This window comes from Pseudonocardia sp. CA-107938 (assembly GCF_050936315.1).
GTDB lineage: Bacteria > Actinomycetota > Actinomycetes > Mycobacteriales > Pseudonocardiaceae > Pseudonocardia.
The window spans coordinates 1,674,048-1,690,092 of sequence record NZ_JBNJNA010000002.1; the positions used below are offsets into that span (position 1 = coordinate 1,674,048).

Below are 16,045 nucleotides of genomic sequence, written 5' to 3' on the forward strand. Positions count from 1 at the left end.
CGGGCATGGCCGGGGACAGATTCGCGGACATGTTCGTGGCCACGACGGGTCACCTCTTCCGAGACGATCCCCGGGACGCACCCGGAGAGAACGAACGAGACGGGCGGGTCATGCGCAGCGGCCGCACCGGGCGCGCTGACCGCGTCCGCGACCGCGCAGCAACCCCGGAGGACTGCGGGGCCGGCGCGGGGTGGAGTCGGCCGGCAACCCGCGGCGCGCGGACAGGACGGGCCGGTGCCAGCGGCGGGACGGACCCGATCCGGGCCCCGCCTCGCGCCCTCGGCGCACCGGGACCGAACTCACCGCCGGGTGTGGAGCGGCGCAACGGTCGAGCGTCCGCCGCAGCCCCCGGGGCGGGGCCGTCGGCGCCGCCACGGATCAACACCAGCCCGCCCCGTTCGATGTGCCGCGACGACGGCGGGCCGGCTTGCCCAGGGGTGCGCCGCGCGGGCGCGGGAGACGGGACCGGGGACGGGTGGGGGACCATGCCCGGCCGCCGCCGCGAAGGCATCCCGGACCGCGTCGACCCGGGCGCCTCGTCATGCCCACCAGACCCCGTGCCCGATGTCGTGCCCGGAGCGCCGCCGGAGGGATCGGCGTGCCCGCGCGGCCGGCCCGGCCCGGTCCCACCCCCACCACGGGTTCGGCGCCCGGCGACGGGCCGCCGTCGGTTCGGGTCGCGGCCAGGCCCCGGGTTGGGCCGGCGACCGCGACGGCCGGCCAGGCCACCACCTCCACCGCCGCCGGACGGTCCCCCTGGACCACCGGTGGGTCCCGGGCGGCCGCCACTCCCGCCGCCTCCGCCGGTTCCTCCACCGGAGCCACCGCGACCCCGCCGACCACCAGGCCGGCCGCCGGCGGCGCCGCTGCGCAACATGCCGAGGCTCTTGACCGCGAAGTAGGTGCGCAACGCGGTCCGCGTCACCGATCCCCCGCTGCTGGACTGGACCACCGACAGCGCCATCATCGGGATCTTCAGCATGATCAACAACATCGCCAGGACCAACAGGACGTTGGTCCAGCCGGTGCCGGCCCCGTCGCCGAACAGCGAGAATCCGTACGGGGTGAGGAACACCCGGAGCATCACTGCCATAGTCAGCGACTGCGCGATCTGCACAGCCAGCACCGCACACAGCGCGCGCCACCACCACCGGGCCGCGCCGCTGGTGACGGGCAGCGCGTAGCAGACCAGCGCGAGCGGTGCCATCACGGTCAGCGCGGCAACGATGGCCAGCCGGATCACGAACGTGACGAGGATGATCACGAGCATGATCGCGACCGCCGCGGACATCAGGATCAACCACAGGCCGCCGGTCTGGTCGTCGAGGATGGCCGTGCGCAGCCTGTCTCCGCCGGTGGCCGGATCGATCGGCCCCAGCAAGGCCGCCGACAGCCCGTTGGCCAGGTCGGTGGCCTGCCCGATTAGCCACAACGACTGGCTCGCCACGATGAACGCGAGCACCAGCCGGGGGGCGACCTCCCGGATCGTGGTGTGGGTCTGCACCGTCTCGTAGCCCATGACCAGCACCCCGGCCGCCATCACCAGCAACCCGAACAGGCTCATCGCGATCAGCCACGTCCCGTTCCACAGGTCGGCCACCGGAGGCAGATCCGCCGGAGTCGGGGTGTGCAGCAACGTCCCGCCGATCAGATCGAGCAACGGATTCAACGCCGCGTTGACCACCGTGCGGAACAAGCCCGTGACCGCCGAATCGACAAGATCACCCAGCCACGACGACTCGGCCCCAGCCCCACCACCTGGAGCCGGAGCCGGAGCCGGGGTATCGGGGTTCGGCGCGACGGGTGCGGTCGGCGGTGGGGTCGGGGACGGTGGCGGCTGGCCGGGCCGCCTGGCCTGCGCCAAGGCGGCGTACCCATCCGTCGCTTCCCCCGCGATGGTCGCGGCCTCGACCATGCCGGCCGGCGCGCCGCTCGTGGGCGTCGGCCCCGGCTCTGCCGCGGATGCTGCTGTGGCGACAGGGCCGACGAGCAGCGTCACCAGCAGCGCCACCAGCAATGCCGCGCCCGTCAGCACCGACCCGACGAACCGCACCCGCACCAGGCGGCCACGGCCCGGGCCGGCCGGGGGCCGGGCGCTGTATGCCGCTCGGGCGCGGCTGGTGCCGCCAGCGGTAGGTGAGGCGGTGCTGGGCGAGGCGGTGCTGGGCGAGGCGTTGGAGTGTGCGGTGACCACGGTCAGGCCCCGACGACGCTCTTGAGGATTTCCACGACCAGGGGAGCCAGTGCGGCCAGCGCGAGCCCCCACGCGCCGGAGCGCAGCGTGGCCTTGGCGCGCTCCACCTGCGACGGGTCGCCGTCGCTGGTGACGTAGCGGACACCAGCGACGGTGACGCACACAGTGGTGAGGCCGAACAGGATGCCCATCAGCCAGTTCCGCAGGTTGGTCAGGAGCTGATCCACCGACCCCACCTGCGCCAGCACGATCTGGTCCCCGGCAACACGATCCGGTCGGGTCGACCCGGCGTCCGAGGCGGTGCGCGCACCGTGGCCTACGGGCTCGGATGCCGCGCGCGCTGTCGCGGCCGAATCGGCTGGACAAGCGGGGAGGGCGGGGTGTGCCGTTGAGACGACGACCGGCGTTCCGTTTCCCGGCGGGGTGTCGGTGCGGCTGACGGTGTTGGCGTCGCCGGCCAGGATCGACACCAGGATGGAGACGAGCACCGCGACCGCGACGGAGACGGCCGTCGTGGTGACTGCCACCAGCGCGACCGCGAGGGCGGTCCCGACTCCGGTCAGCGCGATCCGTGGCCGGTGCGTGGTCGGCTCGGGATCGGTATCGCGGTGCGTGTCCCGGTTTGGGTCGCGGTCCGGTTCATGGCCGGGCAGGGCCGGGTCTTGGTCGGGTGCGGCTGCGGGGGTCTGGTGGTGCGCGCGGCGGGTCATCGCGCGTCCCGGATGATCAGCGGCGCAGCCGAGGCGGCGGGGTTGGCCGGGGTGGCGGAGAGGGTGTCGCGGTAGCGGACGGCGGCGCGGTAGGCGGCGGTGCGCAACCGGGCCGGGATGTGCGGGATGCACGGGTCGGTGCGGTGCAGCTCCACGAGGAATCCGGACAAGGTGGCGGCCTCGATGTCGTGGGCGTGGCCGCGGTGGCGGATCGCGACGTTGGCCGCGATCCGCACCAATCCGGGCAGCGCCACACCGGCACATCCGACGGTCCACGCGCTCGGCGAGGACACCGCGTCCCGACCGTCCCTGCCACGTCCAGCGGCGCCGGAGGCGTCGGTCCGCGGTCGGCGTGCCCCCGCTGCGGCCCCGGCCGGTGTTGTCGTGGGGGTCGTGGGGACGGTGGCGGCGGCCGCGTGGGTGGCGGCGTGGGTGGCCGCGGTCGCGGTCACATCCGGGGCGCCGCGGCGGGCGCGCACGATCAGGTGCGCCCACACCGCGTCCGCGGTGACGGCCGGCAGCCGGCGGGAGGCCAGGCGAGTCCGGACCACGTGTAGTGGCACCCGCCCCGACGGCAATCCCGGAAACACGCCGCCCTCGATCGACAGCGGCGACGGCTCGGTCACCAGCCACACAAATGCCTGCTCCACCGCCTCCAATGGGGAGGCGAAACGGGCCCGCGAATCCGGCAATGCCGCCGGAACCAGAGCTGACGAGCGGTTGGCAGAACCAGCAACGCGGCGCCGCGGGGACGAACTCGAACGAGGCATAGCAACTCCCGAAACAGGGCGAGAACAACCTGGCCCTGCCATGTCGCCACACCAGCTACTACCGATCTCCTACCGAACCGCCACCGAATCGCCACAGACCTCCTACGGCCGCGACACCAAGGTGGAACCGAATTCGCCAGTCCGGTGACATCACGCGAAAATTGCACTGTCAGCGCAGTTCTCCAAGTCGCCCGGCCCGGAGAACGCGGATACGTTCTGGGTGATGTCGGACCGCTCGCCCGGCGCGCAGGAGGCGGCCACGGTGATGGGCCTCCGGCCTGCAACAGGCCCGCAACAGCGGCCGCCACCAACCCGCAACAGGCCCGCAACAAGCCAGCTCAGCGGCGCAGAGCTGCCACGTTCGCCTGTGGCGGCGCCATCTGGGAGCACCCGGCGCCCGCTCGGTCCCGCCGGCGTGGGTCCGGCGGTCGTTCTGCGCTGTGGCAGATGCCCGCAACGGTGTTGCACGCCGGTGTGGCCGTGTGGTGGTCGCGCGGTAGTAGGGCGGTAGTAGCGGCTGGGTTTCTCTGGTTGTCACACCCCGACGGGTGACCGGCCACGGCGTTTCCCGTGAGGCCGGTCCGGTTCATTCTTCCGGTTCCCGTCGTCGTGGGTGTCGACGACGCGGAGGGATTCACCGACGATGGCGACCGAGACCACCGAGACCTTCACCTGCACGCACCAGCGCGACCAGATTCCAGCGATCCCTTCCGATCTGATCACGTCATGGAATAGCCGGCTGGCGTCGGGATTGAGCGTCGATTGCCAGCCGGGCGCGGTGCTCGCGCGGGAGGTTGCCGATTCCGGTGTCTGTGCGGATTCGATCCTGACGCGGATGCTCTGCGACCCGGGGGCCGCGGTCACTGAGGTCGGGAACGGGGCGCGGCAGCTCGTCGAGGATCTGGCCGCGCACGGGCTGGCCGTGCTCGCCGCTCTGGTGGTTGCGGCCGCCGTTGCCGCGGTCGCGGGGGCGATGTGGATGCGCGCGCGGACAGCGGCACGGGCCCGCCGCGCGGCCGCAGCGCAGTGGTGGGAGATCACCCCACCCGCCGAGCTGACCCCGGACGCCGCCGTGGCGGCGTGGCGGGTCCTGCACGCCGCCATCGCCCGCACACCGCGCCGGCTCCGCCTGGCCGGCCCACCCACGTTGGTCGCGGAGATCACCGCCACGGCCACCGGCGGCGTCCGCCTGGGGTTGTGGATCGCGCCGCCACTGCCCGGCGAACGCATCGCCGCCGGGCTGCGCCATGCCTGGCCCGGCGCCCGCATCGACCGCGCCACCCCACCCCAGCTCCCGCCCCCACCCCAACTCCCGCCCAAGTCCTCGTCAGCGGTTGAGCCTGCGAATGCGCGGGCCGGGGCGAGGTTGGCCGCCGTCGAGCTGACCCCCTCCGGTGGTCCGTGGGCACCGCTGATCACCCCGCCCGCGCACCGCCCAACCGGTGCCTTCGTCCCGGCACACTCGACGCCCGGCACGGGTGAGCAGCGCGCAGCGTCAGCCGGGGGCGACCCGCTGCGGGCGGTGCTCGGCGCGCTCGCCGATTGCGCATCCGGGGATCACGCGCTCGTCCAGATCATCATCACCCGCGCCAGCCCCACGGCGCGCCCGCTCGCCGCGATCGTGCTCGCTGCGGCTGCGTGGGCTGCGGCCGCGTTGCTGTCCGAAGCGTTGACGATCGTGGCGCCCGGCCCGATCCACCGGCGGCGCCGCTCCTCCGGGCGCGCCAACGGACCGGACGCGCGCAAGCGGGCCGCCGGACGCGACCCGGTCGCCGCCGCGCGGGACGCGCACGCGGAGGGGGTGGCGCGCAAGCGAGCGGCCGGGCCGCATTTGCGGGTCACGCTCCGCGTCGCGCTGGCCCATCACCGCGGCACGACCGCGGCCGAGGCGCGGGACGCGGGACGGCGCGGCATCGCCAACATCACCGACGGCTACGCGCTCGTCCTCGACCCCACCGCCGCATTCCGCGTGCGCCGGCTTGCCCGCACCGCAACGCGGTGGACGCGGATCGCGCACCGCGTGCCCGGGCGGTCGTTCGTGGCGACCCTGCCCGAACTCGCCGCGCTGTGGCATCTGCCCGTCGACCCGGCGCGGCACGGCATGCCGGTCCCACCCGCGCGCACCCGCCCCGCCGGCCGCGTCCTGCCCCGCGCCGCGCACCCCCACACGCCGATCCCGGCATCCCATTCGCGTGCGGCCGTCACCGGCCACCCCGCTGACCCGTCGGCCGGCCCCGCGACCGGGCCGCACCGCCCGGCATGACCCATCCACCGCGCCGCAGCGGGGGCCAGCCGGGGCAACCGGGCGCCGGTTCGGCGCGGGCACCGCCGGCCGCCCACACCCGGAGTCCGCCCACCACGCCCACCCGCCATCACCGCCACCCCCAATCACGGAGGAACCGCCATGAATCACCACCTCGAACCAACCCCCGGCCCGGCACAGCCAACACCAGCGGCAACGCCCTCGACGGCACGCACGGGAGTGCGTCCGGGAACGCGACTGCGCCGCTGCGCGGCCGCAGTCGCCGCTGCAGGGGTATGCCTGATCGCCACCCCCGTGGCCGCGTCCGCAGCCCCGACAGCACACCCGACCCCCGCGTCCGCAGCACCGGCAGCGACGGCGACCGTCACCCCCACCGGCGCTGTTCGCGAGGCCGGGGACAGCGGGCTCATCGACCCGGACCGGCTGGAGTCGGTGCAGGCCTCGATCGTGGGACTGGTCATCGTTTGGGAGGAGCCGACCGCGACGACGTGGGCGGCGACCGAACCGCTTACCGTCAGCCCGGCGGACTCACCGGTGATCGCGATCTGCACGGGCTGGTTCGACACGCCCTCGACGATCGCGACGGCCGGGCACTGCGTGGACCCGAAGGTCGGGCGTGCCGAGCTGGACTGGCAGCACCAGACCTACGACCCGGACACCGGGACGTTCACCCCGCCCCCGGCGGGGCGCCCTGACCCGGTCGCGACGGTGTGGGCGTTTCAGCCCCACGAGTCCGGCGGAGTGCTCGACACCCCGGTCAAGGTGCACGTAGAGGACTACCGCTCCGTTGGAGACGGCGACACCGCCGCCCTCTCGGTCGCCGGGATGCCCGCCGGTGCCCCGCTCGCGGTCGCGGCCACCGACCCGCGCATCGGACAGAACGTCACCTCAATTGGCTACGCCGGCCTGAATCTGATGGACACCGACGGCGTGGACCTGTCCAGCCTCGCGATCGCAAACAGCGACGTCGGGCAGTCGATCGCGCGGATGCTGCAGGACTCGCGGCTGCAGCCGGTCAACACCAGCGGCACCATCAGCAGCCGGCAGTACCGCGGCGGTGTGCCCGTCTACCAGGTCAGCGCCGACTTCGACCAGGGCATGTCCGGCGGCCCGACCCTCAACTCCGACGGCGAGGTCGTCGGCCTCAACAGCCAGATGACCATTCCGTTCGCCGCACAGAACTTCAATGTGGTCACCGATACCGCCCGCCTGCGGAAGTTCCTGCACGCCAACACCGACACCACGAGCGCCATCAGCGGCAGCGCCACCGGCACCGGCACCGGCGGCGGCACCGGGCACGACACCCCGGGCAGCGTCGACTCCACCGTCGACTCCACTGACCCGACGACCACGGCCCCGGCGCCGGCCCCGGCGGCTGCGGCCGACCCTTCCGCCGCACACGGAGCTTCGGCCCCCGCCGTCGAGGACAGCGGGCGGCCCGAATTCGTCGGTGTGCTCGTCAGCGTGCTCACCGGCCTGGCTGGGATCGGGCTCGGGTGGGGCATCGCACGCCGGATCCGGCCTGCCAACAACACCGCCAGCAACACCGCCAGCGACACCGGCAGCGACACCGCCGGCAATGCCGGCAATGCCGGTCGTGACGCCGGCGCCGCTCCGGCCAGCGGTCAGGGAGACCAGCGGGGACGCGACCGGGGCCGGCGACGCGGGCGTCAGGGACGCGGCACCAGGGATGTGGCCGCCGGTGATGCCGGCGCGCTGACCGACGAGTCCGGGAGGTAGGTCCAGATGTCGCAGCGCACGGTCACGCTCGGCCCGGCGGGGCGGCACGGACACACCGAACGTGACCGTGCGCTCCACCCCACCCCGCATCCCCACCGCGTCGCCGGCACACCAACGCTTACCGTCGTGCGGGGAGGTCGGTCGTGACCACCGATCCGACGGCCCACCGCGCCTCCCACACCGCCACACCCGCACACACCGCCACACCCGCGTACTCCGCGGCGGCGCAGTCCCAGGCCGCGCAGTCCCGTGCCGAGCAGGCCGGGCTCGTGGGCCCGCCCTGGCCGCCTCGGCTGGAGCTGACCGCGCCCGACGACCCGGCGCGGCAGGCGGGCAAGCCGCTCGGGCTCGACGTCGACGGCGCCGGGGATCTGATCGGCTTGTCGGTCCCCGACGCCCGCCACCACGTCCACGTGCAAGGCATCACCGGCGCCGGGAAAACGACCTTCCTCGTTCACGCCGCCGTTGCCGAAGCGTCTGCCGGACGCGGGCTGGTGGTGATCGACCCGCAGGGTGACCTGTGTCGGATGATCCTCGACCGGCTTCCCAGCCACGTCGGGAACCGGCTGGTCATCATCGACCCTGCCGAGACGCTCGCGCCGCCGGCGTGCAACGTGCTCGACACCGGACCCGGCGCCACCGTTCGGGACCGCGAATGGACCGCGCTGAACGTTGCGGCCACGTTCGCCCGCCTCTACGGGCGGTGGTGGGGACCGCGGATGGACGACCTCATGCGGGGAGCGTGCCTGACTCTCGTGCGCCGGCCCGGCTCGACCCTGGCCGACATCGTCGCGTTGCTGACCCACAGCGCGTTCCGTCACCAGGTCCTCACCACCTACGGTGCCCCGCCCGGTCTGGCTGGGCTGTGGCGCGACTTCGACGCCATGGGCTCGGCCGCGCGCGGGACACTGGCCGGGCCGTTGTTGGCCCGGCTGCGCGGTGTGCTCGGGCGCAGCTTCGCCCGGGACCTGCTCGGTGTGCCGGCCTCGACGATCCCGTTCACCGACGTCCTGGACGGCGGGATCCTGCTGGCCCGCCTCCCCAAGGGTGAGATCGGCGCAGACACCACCGCCCTGGTCGGGTCACTGATGCTGACCACCGTGTGGGCGCACATCCTGCGCCGCAGCGCCCGCACACCCGAGGACCGCCCAGACGCCACTATCCTCGTCGACGAGGCGCACAACTTCTTGCACCTGCCCATCGGAATGGACGAGGTGTTCGCCGAGTCCCGCGGCTACCGCGTGTCCTGGGTCGTCGCGCACCAACACCTGCGCCAGCTCTCCGGCGAGGTCGGCGCCGCGATCGACGCCAACGCGCGGACGAAACTGCTGTTCACCGTGTCGCCGGACGACGCCCGCCACCAGGCCCGCCACATGGGCGGCTGGTTCGACGAACGTGATCTCGCCGAGCGGCCGGCGCACACCATGACCGCCCGCACCGTCCACCAGGGCCACAACCAGCCCCCGTGCACCCTCGCCGGCCTACCCCTGACCCGCCCGATCCGCGGCCGCGCCCACCATCTGCGCGCCGCAGCCCGCGCCCGCACCGGGATCACCCCGGCCGCCCGCCACGGGCTGCTGCGCGTACAGCGCCTACACGAACAGCGCTCGAGCTCGTCTGCCCGAGAGAGCGGCCCGGGCGACATCAACTCGGCGTACGGCCCGGCCCCCGAGCGACCGGACGCGCGACCGGTCGAGGCGCCGCCGTAGGCGCGTCGCCGGCTCGCCGCACACCGCCGGAAAGCCCGCCGGAAACCCCGCCGTCTACAGAACGGCTCACCCCACGGCGCACACCCAGATCCGCAACAGCCCAGCTCACCCCTACAGAGGTGGCATCGTGTCGGTACCCCGACAGTCCCGTAGGGACTTCCCCCGCTACGTCCAGTACGCCGACTCCCGCCTGGCTGACGCCGTGCGGGAATCGTCTCGGCTCACCCCGCGCGATCACCACGTGCTCGCGCTGCTCTCCCGCCACCGCGCCATGCGCGCTGATCACCTCGCCCGCCTGGCCTTCCCCAACATCCACCGGGCCCGCCACCGGCTGCTGCTGCTCACCGACCGCGGTGTCCTCGCCCGGGCGCGGCGCCGCGACACCTGGAACGGGCGCCGCCCCTGGATCTACACCCTTGGCCCCGTCGGGCAGATGATCCACGCGGTCCGCGCCGACGCGCGGATGCCCAAACCCGCCGAGACCATCGAACGCGTCTTCCGCGTCCTGCAGTCACCCACGCTCGAACACGATCTCGGCGTGATCGACGTGCTTGCCCGTCTGGTCGACCACTCCCGCCACCACCCCGGCGCCCAGCTCGACCACTGGCAAACCGCGGCCGCCGTCGCCGAGGAGTGCGGCGGCATCGTGCGCCCCGACGCGGGCGCCACCTGGACCGAGCAGACCGAGCAGGGGCCACCACCGGCCCGGGTGGTGTTCTTCCTGGAGTACGACGCCGACACCGAACCGCATCGCGTGCTGCTGCGCAAGATCGACGCCTACGCCGAACTCGCCGACACCGGGCTTACCCGCCCGGTCCTGTTCGTGTTCAGCGGCCCAGCCCGCGAGCAGCATTTCCACGACCACCTCACCCACCGCTACCGCGGCGCCCCACCGGTCCCGATCGCCACCACCGACCACGGCCGCACGTGGGCCAATCCCGATCCCGACCGCGACGCCACAGCCCACCCGCACCGACACCGCGGCGCGTACGCGGCCCCGTACGGGCCGTGGGGCCCCGACGGCGCACCCGACACCTTCCCCGCCGTCGGGGACGGGAGCGGTCCGCACGGCGTTCTGAGCCCCGCGCAGTCGGTGTGGTGGCGTCCGGGCGATCCCGCCCGGCGCGCGCTGGCTCAGGTGACGGGGCCATGAGCCCCACCAGCGGCGCCGCGTCACCTGCCGACCCACCCACCGCCCCGGCCGCCGACTCCGCGGCCGGGCCAATACCGGAGTCAGGACCGGAGTCCGTGGCGGACGCGGTTCCGGTGTGGGCGCGGCCGGCGGGCGCGGTCCTGACGCCGGAGGATCACGCGGCGATCCTGGCCAGTGTGCAGGCGCTCGACCCGATGACGACCGAGCAGATCAACGGCGTGGCCGCGGTGTTGACCGCGCGCACGCTCGCGCGCGCCCGCAACGCTGCCCGACCGCCCGGGCGCCCGGGGCCTCCCGACCGACGGCCCCGGAACCGGTCACCCGACCACAGCTGACAGCACAGAACACGCAGAGGAGGACACCCCATCGCATCTGCGGGACCGGGTCGGGAGACGCTGCCCGGCCGCGGTTCGGCCACGCACGCGACACACCCCGCGCGGAGGGTCCGCGCGGGGTGCGAGTTAGGGGATCAGGATGCGATGGGGACGAGCGCGACGGCGCAGTAGCGGTCCCCGTGATCGGCATTGCCGCAGGTCTCGCACGCGGTCGAGCAGAACCCGAGTTCGGTCCCCTCGGCGCAGATGTGCCGCGCCTGATCACCCCACAGGTCCTCGATCGCGGCGGCAGTGGTCTCGGCAATGTCGGTGCCGTCGACGTACTCACCGTTGGCGAACAGATGCAGACACACGACGCAGATTGACAGTTCGGAGGTCTCGAACATGGCGTTCCTTCCGACGTCCGGCCACACGCCGGAATCTGACAGTTCTTACGTTTTGCAGGTAGAGGTTGGCGGGGCGCGGGAACTGTAGGGGTCAGTCGTCGAGTTCGGCAGCTACGCGGCGAAACGTCTCCAGGGCCGCGCCCCAGGTCTGGCCCTCGTCCTGCTCGCGCTGGGCTTCTCCGGCGGCGCATTGCGTCGCTTCGGACACGTCGGCGATGAAGAGGGGAAGAACGTCGTTGACGGCCCACGCCTCGTACGGGCGGAGCTCGTCCGGCCGTACCCCGCAGGTGGTGAGAGCTAGCCCGAACAGGCAGGCGGGTTCGTCGACGTCGGTGCGGACGTAGAGGCAGGCCGCGCCGGGCACGTCGACCGCTTCGGAGATCGAATGCGTCCCGTCGTCCGGGACGCACCAACCGCAGGTGCCACGCGGGTAGATGAAGTCGTCTCCTCGCTCGGCGACCGCAGCAGCGACGGCCACCCGGAACTGAGCGTCGGTGATCGTGCGCATGAACAGGCCCCTTCGATTCGTGACGACGGGTGGGTTAGCTGGGGTTACGCGGCGCCGTGTCCGGCGTGGCGCCGTTGGTTGCGCTCGGCGCGGCGGCGACGGGCGGCAGACTCCAGGGGGAAACCGGCGCCCGCCCCGATGCTCAAACCACCGGTGCGGCGGGTTAGGCGTGCGGTCCGCTCAGCGGCGATCACCCACGACGCGGGGACGTCGTCGAGAATCGCCACGGTCTCGATCTCGGCCGGGTAGATGGCCTGCACGCTCGGCGCCGGTGTCCCCACCTGCGGTGCGCCCAGGGTCGGGAACCACACGATCGCGGCCGCCCCGCCGAGTTGATCGGTGCGCAGGACGATCCTCCGCTGCGCCGCGGCGTGGCGACGGCCCGACGTCCACGGTCGCGCCGTGATCACGCTGCCAGCCGCCGGAAGCGTGGCGTCGGTGTTGGTGTCGGTCATCGCCCGCCCCTTCCTCGTCTCCGCCATATCTGAATCTTACGTTTCTTACGTTTCTTACGCAAGAGGGTGACGGGTGTTCGCCGTGCATGTTCGACGGAGGGGCGGGCCGCGATCGTCAGCGCTGCGCGGCAGTGCTGGTGTTCCGGTGCGCGCGGCGACGCCCCGCCGGGGTAGTGGCGCGCGCCGCGTCTCCGGTGTCGTCGGTGCGCGCGCCGTCCTGGGAGTCGTCGGCGTCGCGGTCGGGTCGTGGACGGGCCAGCAGTTCGGCGAGGACGCGCGCCAAGTCAAGCGGCTCGACGTCCTCGGGGATCGTCACGGTGTGCGTGGCGTCGTCGAGGTCGACCGACTCGGCGTCCGGGTCGATGTCGACCGTGTATCCGTAGCGGGCAACGTGCTCGGCGAACGCGCGCTGCGGCACCGCGTCCGGGTCCAGGGCATTACCGGCGCCGACCTCCGGGCCTTCTGCGCCTGTCGCCGTTTCGCCCGCAGCGGGCCCATCCGTGTTGTCGTCGGCGATGACTTCGCCGGTCTGGCTGATGTCGAACACGGAGATCAACGCGAAGCGCGGTCGACCCGGCTTGCCCTCCGAAGTGGCATCACCGTCGGGCGCCGGACGGGTGGCGTCCTCTGCTCCGGTGGACCTTGTGGGGCCGTCGCCGTCGCCGGATTCCGCAGCCTTGTTCGATCCCTTGGGGGCGACGATGCGGAGTGCGCGGGCGCCGCGGGTGACGCAGCGGCCCCGGTCGCGCCATCCGCGGAAGGTGGCGACGTCGGTGACGTCGATGCCTCGTTCGTCGCCCTGGATGAAGAGCAAGGCCAGATTGCGCAGGCTGTAGCGCAGCAACGCCGACCGGCCGACGAGGAAGTGCCCGACCATCTCGGCCACAGCGTCCGGATCATCCAGCAACTCGGCCGCCTGCTCGGCGAGCTGACGGTCGGCCGCCGCCCGCTCCTCGCGCTCGGCGTCGTTGTAGGTACGTCGCGTCTTCCTGGCCATGTGGTGTCTCCCTCTCCGCGTCTCCCGCTCGACCAACGCCGTCAACCTTACGTTTCTTACGATTCTTACGCAAGTCCTTCCCTGTTGTCGGACCTCGCGGAGCGATGCGCACGCCCGATCAGCTCCGGTCAGACGCCCGGTCGATCGGGCCAAGCATCGACCGCGCATCGCGCCCATGCGCGAACGCCCGCTCTCGGACGTCGGCCGGGTCCGGCCTGTTCCAGTAGTTATGTCAGTTCTGTAAGGTTTGGTGGATGGACCGGATCACGGCGGAGCACCTGCGGACGCAGTGGCGTGACGTTCGCCGTGCCGCGGGCGAGGGTCGGTCGTTCCTCGTGACGCAATGGGACACACCGATTGCGACCGTCCTTGGGCCGGTGGTGTGGCGGCGCGGACTGGACAGGATCCCGCACGGCGGCCGCTGCACAGAGGTTGGTGCCGGCCCAGGGCGGACGTCGCTGCGGCAGATCTTGGAGGCGGCGCGCGAAGGTCAACACACGGTGGTCATGTGGCACGGCCGAGAGGACTCGGTGATCGTGCCCTGGCGCTGGGCAACAGAGGCATTGCCAGAACTCGCCGCCGGGGCAACGCCGGCAGATTTCCCGCCCCAGTAGCCGGCTGACGATCAAGGGCGGTTGGAGCGGGATGAACCGTCTCGGCGCGAGCACCCGTTGTTGCCCTTGCCGATGCACTGGGCTTGTTGCAGACGCGACGCCCCCAGGTGCTGCCGACGTCGTCAAGGGCTGTCCCTGGGCAGCCCTGATGTGCGGCCGTCAGATCATCTTGGTTGCGCTCTTGCCGGCGTCGGGATCGCGGCTTCCCGGCCACCAGTAGCCCGGAACCGTGCGCTCGCAGAGGTGGTCGAACTGGTCCCTGACTTCGCCGCCGTACGCGTCCTGCAGCGTCCCGTCCGGATGCAGTCCACCGTTCTCGGGGTCGAGCCAGGACAACAGCACCCGGACATCTCCGGGATGAACCCCAAGCTCGTCGGCGAGAGCGTCCACGGTCGCCCGCCCTGCCCTCGGCACCATCTCGGGAGTTGCCGGGTTCGTGGTGCTTCGCGCATCGCGTGTGCGTTCGAAGTCCGTCATGACGAGTAGCGGTGCAGTCCTGCCGCCTGGTCGACGGCGTTCACCAGCGCCAGGGCTTCGCGAGCGACGTCGGACGGGAGGGTGTCGACGTGGCGCCCGCAGGCGGTGACGAGCGCGGCGACGCTGGCACTGATCGCGGCGCGGCGGGGATCGAGGGATCGCTCATGCCCGGCGACTTCGAGCAGAACCTCTGCTGCGTCGACGAAGTCGCGGCGCCTGCTCGTGGACAGCGGGGCGGCAGGCATGGTCAGGATTCCTTCCGGTAGCCGGCGGAGCCACGGCCGGCACACCCTTCCCCGGCGGCCGGCCGTGCGGGTGCAGGCTACAGCCGGGTAGAACAGTTGTTCGATACCCTCGACGGGTGACGTACACCCCGTAGCAAGGTCCTAACTCGCCCGCGAATCCGCCGCACGGGGCCGGGCTTAGCGCGATCAAGTGAAGGGCCCCGCCCGAGCCTGGAGGTGGCCTACAGGTCGTGTTCGATGTCCGGGTGGGTGCGGGCGGCGTCGCGAAGGTGATCGACGAACAGGCCGGCGATGGCACTGATCCGGCGTTCGTTCGCGAGGCGCGCGACCAAGGACGCGGTCACCGCGGTGTAGGCGTCGCGGTCGCCGAGGCGCTCCGGATCGGGAGTGCGGATCTCCGGGCACAGCCCAGCCTGTTCGACCTCATGGCGCAGCCCCGCGGCCGCGGTGGCCGCCTCCTCGATCACCTGGACGACTGTCGCTGCCGGCGCCGAGTCAACGCTGGCACCTCCCCAGCCACCGCCGTCCGGCTCAGCATCCGGGGATGGCGAAAGCGGGCGCGGCGTGGTTGACGTCTCATCGAAGTCCACGGTGTCTATCTCCCGTATCTACGGTGGCTGCGTGGGTCTCATTGGGCCACACACGCCAGGTAGGCCGTGGGGTTTCCGGACAACTCGTCCGCCCGCGTCCAGCGGCACGATCGGGCGGCGCTGCACCTGGATCGTCTCCGTGCGCCAGGCTCGGACTTCCGATGCTGATCGGAAGGGATCGCCGATCGACGCGTGCCGAACACCACCCCCAGCTCGCGCAGCACCCGCAGCCGGTCCTGCGCGCGGCGCACCGATCCGAACGCGACCGTGGCGATCTGCTCGGTGGTCAACACCCGATGATCGGCCAGCAGCTCCAGCAACATCCGGTCCCGCTCGACCAGCCGGAATCACAGCGCGCCCTCGACGATGATGATCCGGGCGCTGGCGACACCGTCGGGGGAGGGCGCTCGTGCCGGCCTGAAGCCGATCTGATGCCTAACCAGCCCACGAATGACGAAACGGCCCAGCCGAACGCGCTCGAAAGAGTCTCTGATCAGGCCCGCTTGGTGGTCACGGTGACTGGATTTGAACCTGCGACCTCTTCGTCCCGAATAAGGTTGGGTGGCGTCGCGATGATGCCCCCACTTGCGATTCCGCAGGTCAGAGCGTCGGTGACTGTCGGTCTGAGAGCGCCTGTGGAGCCATGTTCTTCAAGATCGTCTCCCAAAATTCTCCCACAGCGACAGCCGCCTGTTAGACCGGCCGTCGGCAGACAGGACGGCTTCCGTGTCAGTAACGAGCGAGCCCACCGGCGCCGAATCCGAGACGTGACCGACCCCTCTAGGTCTGAGACTGTTGCCGTTAGGCATCCCAGAGCAGCTGCTCACCAACATTCTGATTGGAGCCGCAGCGATCAGCGCCGCGTTTGTGCTCAGCGCGGTAAGTCCAAAGTTTGCCGA

General features: G+C 72.2%; 16 protein-coding genes. 5 read left to right on the forward strand and 11 right to left on the reverse strand.

Annotated elements, in window-relative coordinates:
• Positions 1 to 49: 49 nt before the first annotated feature.
• The 3 genes from ACQEVB_RS40805 to ACQEVB_RS40815 all read right to left on the reverse strand — a co-directional run bounded on the left by ACQEVB_RS40805 (position 50) and on the right by ACQEVB_RS40815 (position 3,455).
• A complete protein-coding gene (locus tag ACQEVB_RS40805) occupies positions 50 to 2,059 on the reverse strand; it encodes a conjugal transfer protein TrbL family protein (protein WP_432985360.1) in 2,010 nt (669 codons plus the stop codon).
• A gap of 137 nt (positions 2,060 to 2,196) precedes the next feature.
• A complete protein-coding gene (locus ACQEVB_RS40810) occupies positions 2,197 to 2,682 on the reverse strand; it encodes a pilin (RefSeq protein ID WP_432985363.1) in 486 nt (161 codons plus the stop codon).
• A gap of 218 nt (positions 2,683 to 2,900) precedes the next feature.
• Entirely contained in the window at positions 2,901 to 3,455 is a 555-nt protein-coding gene (locus tag ACQEVB_RS40815) for a hypothetical protein (protein WP_432985366.1), read from the reverse strand.
• Between the two features lie 1,054 nt (positions 3,456 to 4,509).
• Between ACQEVB_RS40815 and ACQEVB_RS40820 the strand changes: the two genes are divergently transcribed.
• The 5 genes from ACQEVB_RS40820 to ACQEVB_RS40840 all read left to right on the forward strand — a co-directional run bounded on the left by ACQEVB_RS40820 (position 4,510) and on the right by ACQEVB_RS40840 (position 10,874).
• A complete protein-coding gene (locus ACQEVB_RS40820) occupies positions 4,510 to 5,937 on the forward strand; it encodes a hypothetical protein (RefSeq protein WP_432985369.1) in 1,428 nt (475 codons plus the stop codon).
• Between the two features lie 141 nt (positions 5,938 to 6,078).
• Positions 6,079 to 7,677 carry a trypsin-like peptidase domain-containing protein gene (locus ACQEVB_RS40825; RefSeq protein ID WP_432985372.1) on the forward strand — a complete coding sequence of 533 codons (1,599 nt, stop codon included), beginning with the start codon at positions 6,079 to 6,081 and terminating at the stop codon, positions 7,675 to 7,677.
• A gap of 143 nt (positions 7,678 to 7,820) precedes the next feature.
• Complete coding sequence (locus tag ACQEVB_RS40830; RefSeq protein ID WP_432985375.1) at positions 7,821 to 9,386, forward strand: type IV secretory system conjugative DNA transfer family protein; 1,566 nt, start codon at positions 7,821 to 7,823, stop codon at positions 9,384 to 9,386.
• A 127-nt stretch (positions 9,387 to 9,513) separates the two neighbouring features.
• Positions 9,514 to 10,539 carry a replication-relaxation family protein gene (locus ACQEVB_RS40835; RefSeq protein ID WP_432985378.1) on the forward strand — a complete coding sequence of 342 codons (1,026 nt, stop codon included), beginning with the start codon at positions 9,514 to 9,516 and terminating at the stop codon, positions 10,537 to 10,539.
• Positions 10,536 to 10,874 (forward strand): hypothetical protein, encoded by a 339-nt coding sequence (locus ACQEVB_RS40840; RefSeq protein WP_432985381.1) that lies wholly within the window; start codon positions 10,536 to 10,538, stop codon positions 10,872 to 10,874. Before ACQEVB_RS40835 ends, ACQEVB_RS40840 begins: the two co-directional genes overlap by 4 nt.
• A 134-nt stretch (positions 10,875 to 11,008) precedes the next feature.
• Here ACQEVB_RS40840 and ACQEVB_RS40845 read toward each other — a convergent pair whose 3' ends face one another.
• The 8 genes from ACQEVB_RS40845 to ACQEVB_RS40880 all read right to left on the reverse strand — a co-directional run bounded on the left by ACQEVB_RS40845 (position 11,009) and on the right by ACQEVB_RS40880 (position 15,469).
• On the reverse strand, positions 11,009 to 11,260 hold the full coding sequence (locus ACQEVB_RS40845; RefSeq protein ID WP_432985384.1) for a hypothetical protein: 252 nt from the start codon (positions 11,258 to 11,260) through the stop codon (positions 11,009 to 11,011).
• 91 nt (positions 11,261 to 11,351) lie between these two features.
• Positions 11,352 to 11,768, reverse strand: coding sequence for a hypothetical protein (locus ACQEVB_RS40850; protein WP_432985387.1), 417 nt, complete (start codon positions 11,766 to 11,768; stop codon positions 11,352 to 11,354).
• A gap of 44 nt (positions 11,769 to 11,812) precedes the next feature.
• Positions 11,813 to 12,250, reverse strand: a complete 438-nt coding sequence (locus ACQEVB_RS40855; RefSeq protein ID WP_432985390.1) for a DUF6409 family protein — start codon at positions 12,248 to 12,250, stop codon at positions 11,813 to 11,815.
• A gap of 88 nt (positions 12,251 to 12,338) precedes the next feature.
• A complete protein-coding gene (locus tag ACQEVB_RS40860; RefSeq protein ID WP_432985393.1) occupies positions 12,339 to 13,256 on the reverse strand; it encodes an ArdC family protein in 918 nt (305 codons plus the stop codon).
• A 737-nt stretch (positions 13,257 to 13,993) separates the two neighbouring features.
• Complete coding sequence (locus ACQEVB_RS40865) at positions 13,994 to 14,311, reverse strand: hypothetical protein (protein ID WP_432985396.1); 318 nt, start codon at positions 14,309 to 14,311, stop codon at positions 13,994 to 13,996.
• Positions 14,308 to 14,556, reverse strand: a complete 249-nt coding sequence (locus ACQEVB_RS40870) for a hypothetical protein (protein ID WP_432985399.1) — start codon at positions 14,554 to 14,556, stop codon at positions 14,308 to 14,310. The genes ACQEVB_RS40865 and ACQEVB_RS40870 overlap by 4 nt, the downstream gene beginning before the upstream one ends.
• Positions 14,557 to 14,777: 221 nt before the next feature.
• Complete coding sequence (locus tag ACQEVB_RS40875; protein WP_432985402.1) at positions 14,778 to 15,023, reverse strand: hypothetical protein; 246 nt, start codon at positions 15,021 to 15,023, stop codon at positions 14,778 to 14,780.
• A 161-nt stretch (positions 15,024 to 15,184) separates the two neighbouring features.
• Complete coding sequence (locus ACQEVB_RS40880; protein ID WP_432985405.1) at positions 15,185 to 15,469, reverse strand: replication-relaxation family protein; 285 nt, start codon at positions 15,467 to 15,469, stop codon at positions 15,185 to 15,187.
• Between the last annotated feature and the right edge of the window lie 576 nt (positions 15,470 to 16,045).

Bases quoted from the DNA above. Each gene is read 5' to 3' on its own strand.
- ACQEVB_RS40845 (WP_432985384.1), bottom strand. From the start codon at position 11,260: ATGTTCGAGACCTCCGAACTGTCAATCTGCGTCGTGTGTCTGCATCTG.
- ACQEVB_RS40825 (WP_432985372.1), top strand. From the start codon at position 6,079: ATGAATCACCACCTCGAACCAACCCCCGGCCCGGCACAGCCAACACCA.
- ACQEVB_RS40855 (WP_432985390.1), bottom strand. From the start codon at position 12,250: ATGGCGGAGACGAGGAAGGGGCGGGCGATGACCGACACCAACACCGAC.
- ACQEVB_RS40870 (WP_432985399.1), bottom strand. From the start codon at position 14,556: ATGCCTGCCGCCCCGCTGTCCACGAGCAGGCGCCGCGACTTCGTCGAC.
- ACQEVB_RS40840 (WP_432985381.1), top strand. From the start codon at position 10,536: ATGAGCCCCACCAGCGGCGCCGCGTCACCTGCCGACCCACCCACCGCC.
- ACQEVB_RS40820 (WP_432985369.1), top strand. From the start codon at position 4,510: ATGCTCTGCGACCCGGGGGCCGCGGTCACTGAGGTCGGGAACGGGGCG.
- ACQEVB_RS40865 (WP_432985396.1), bottom strand. From the start codon at position 14,311: ATGACGGACTTCGAACGCACACGCGATGCGCGAAGCACCACGAACCCG.
- ACQEVB_RS40880 (WP_432985405.1), bottom strand. From the start codon at position 15,469: ATGTTGCTGGAGCTGCTGGCCGATCATCGGGTGTTGACCACCGAGCAG.
- ACQEVB_RS40850 (WP_432985387.1), bottom strand. From the start codon at position 11,768: ATGCGCACGATCACCGACGCTCAGTTCCGGGTGGCCGTCGCTGCTGCG.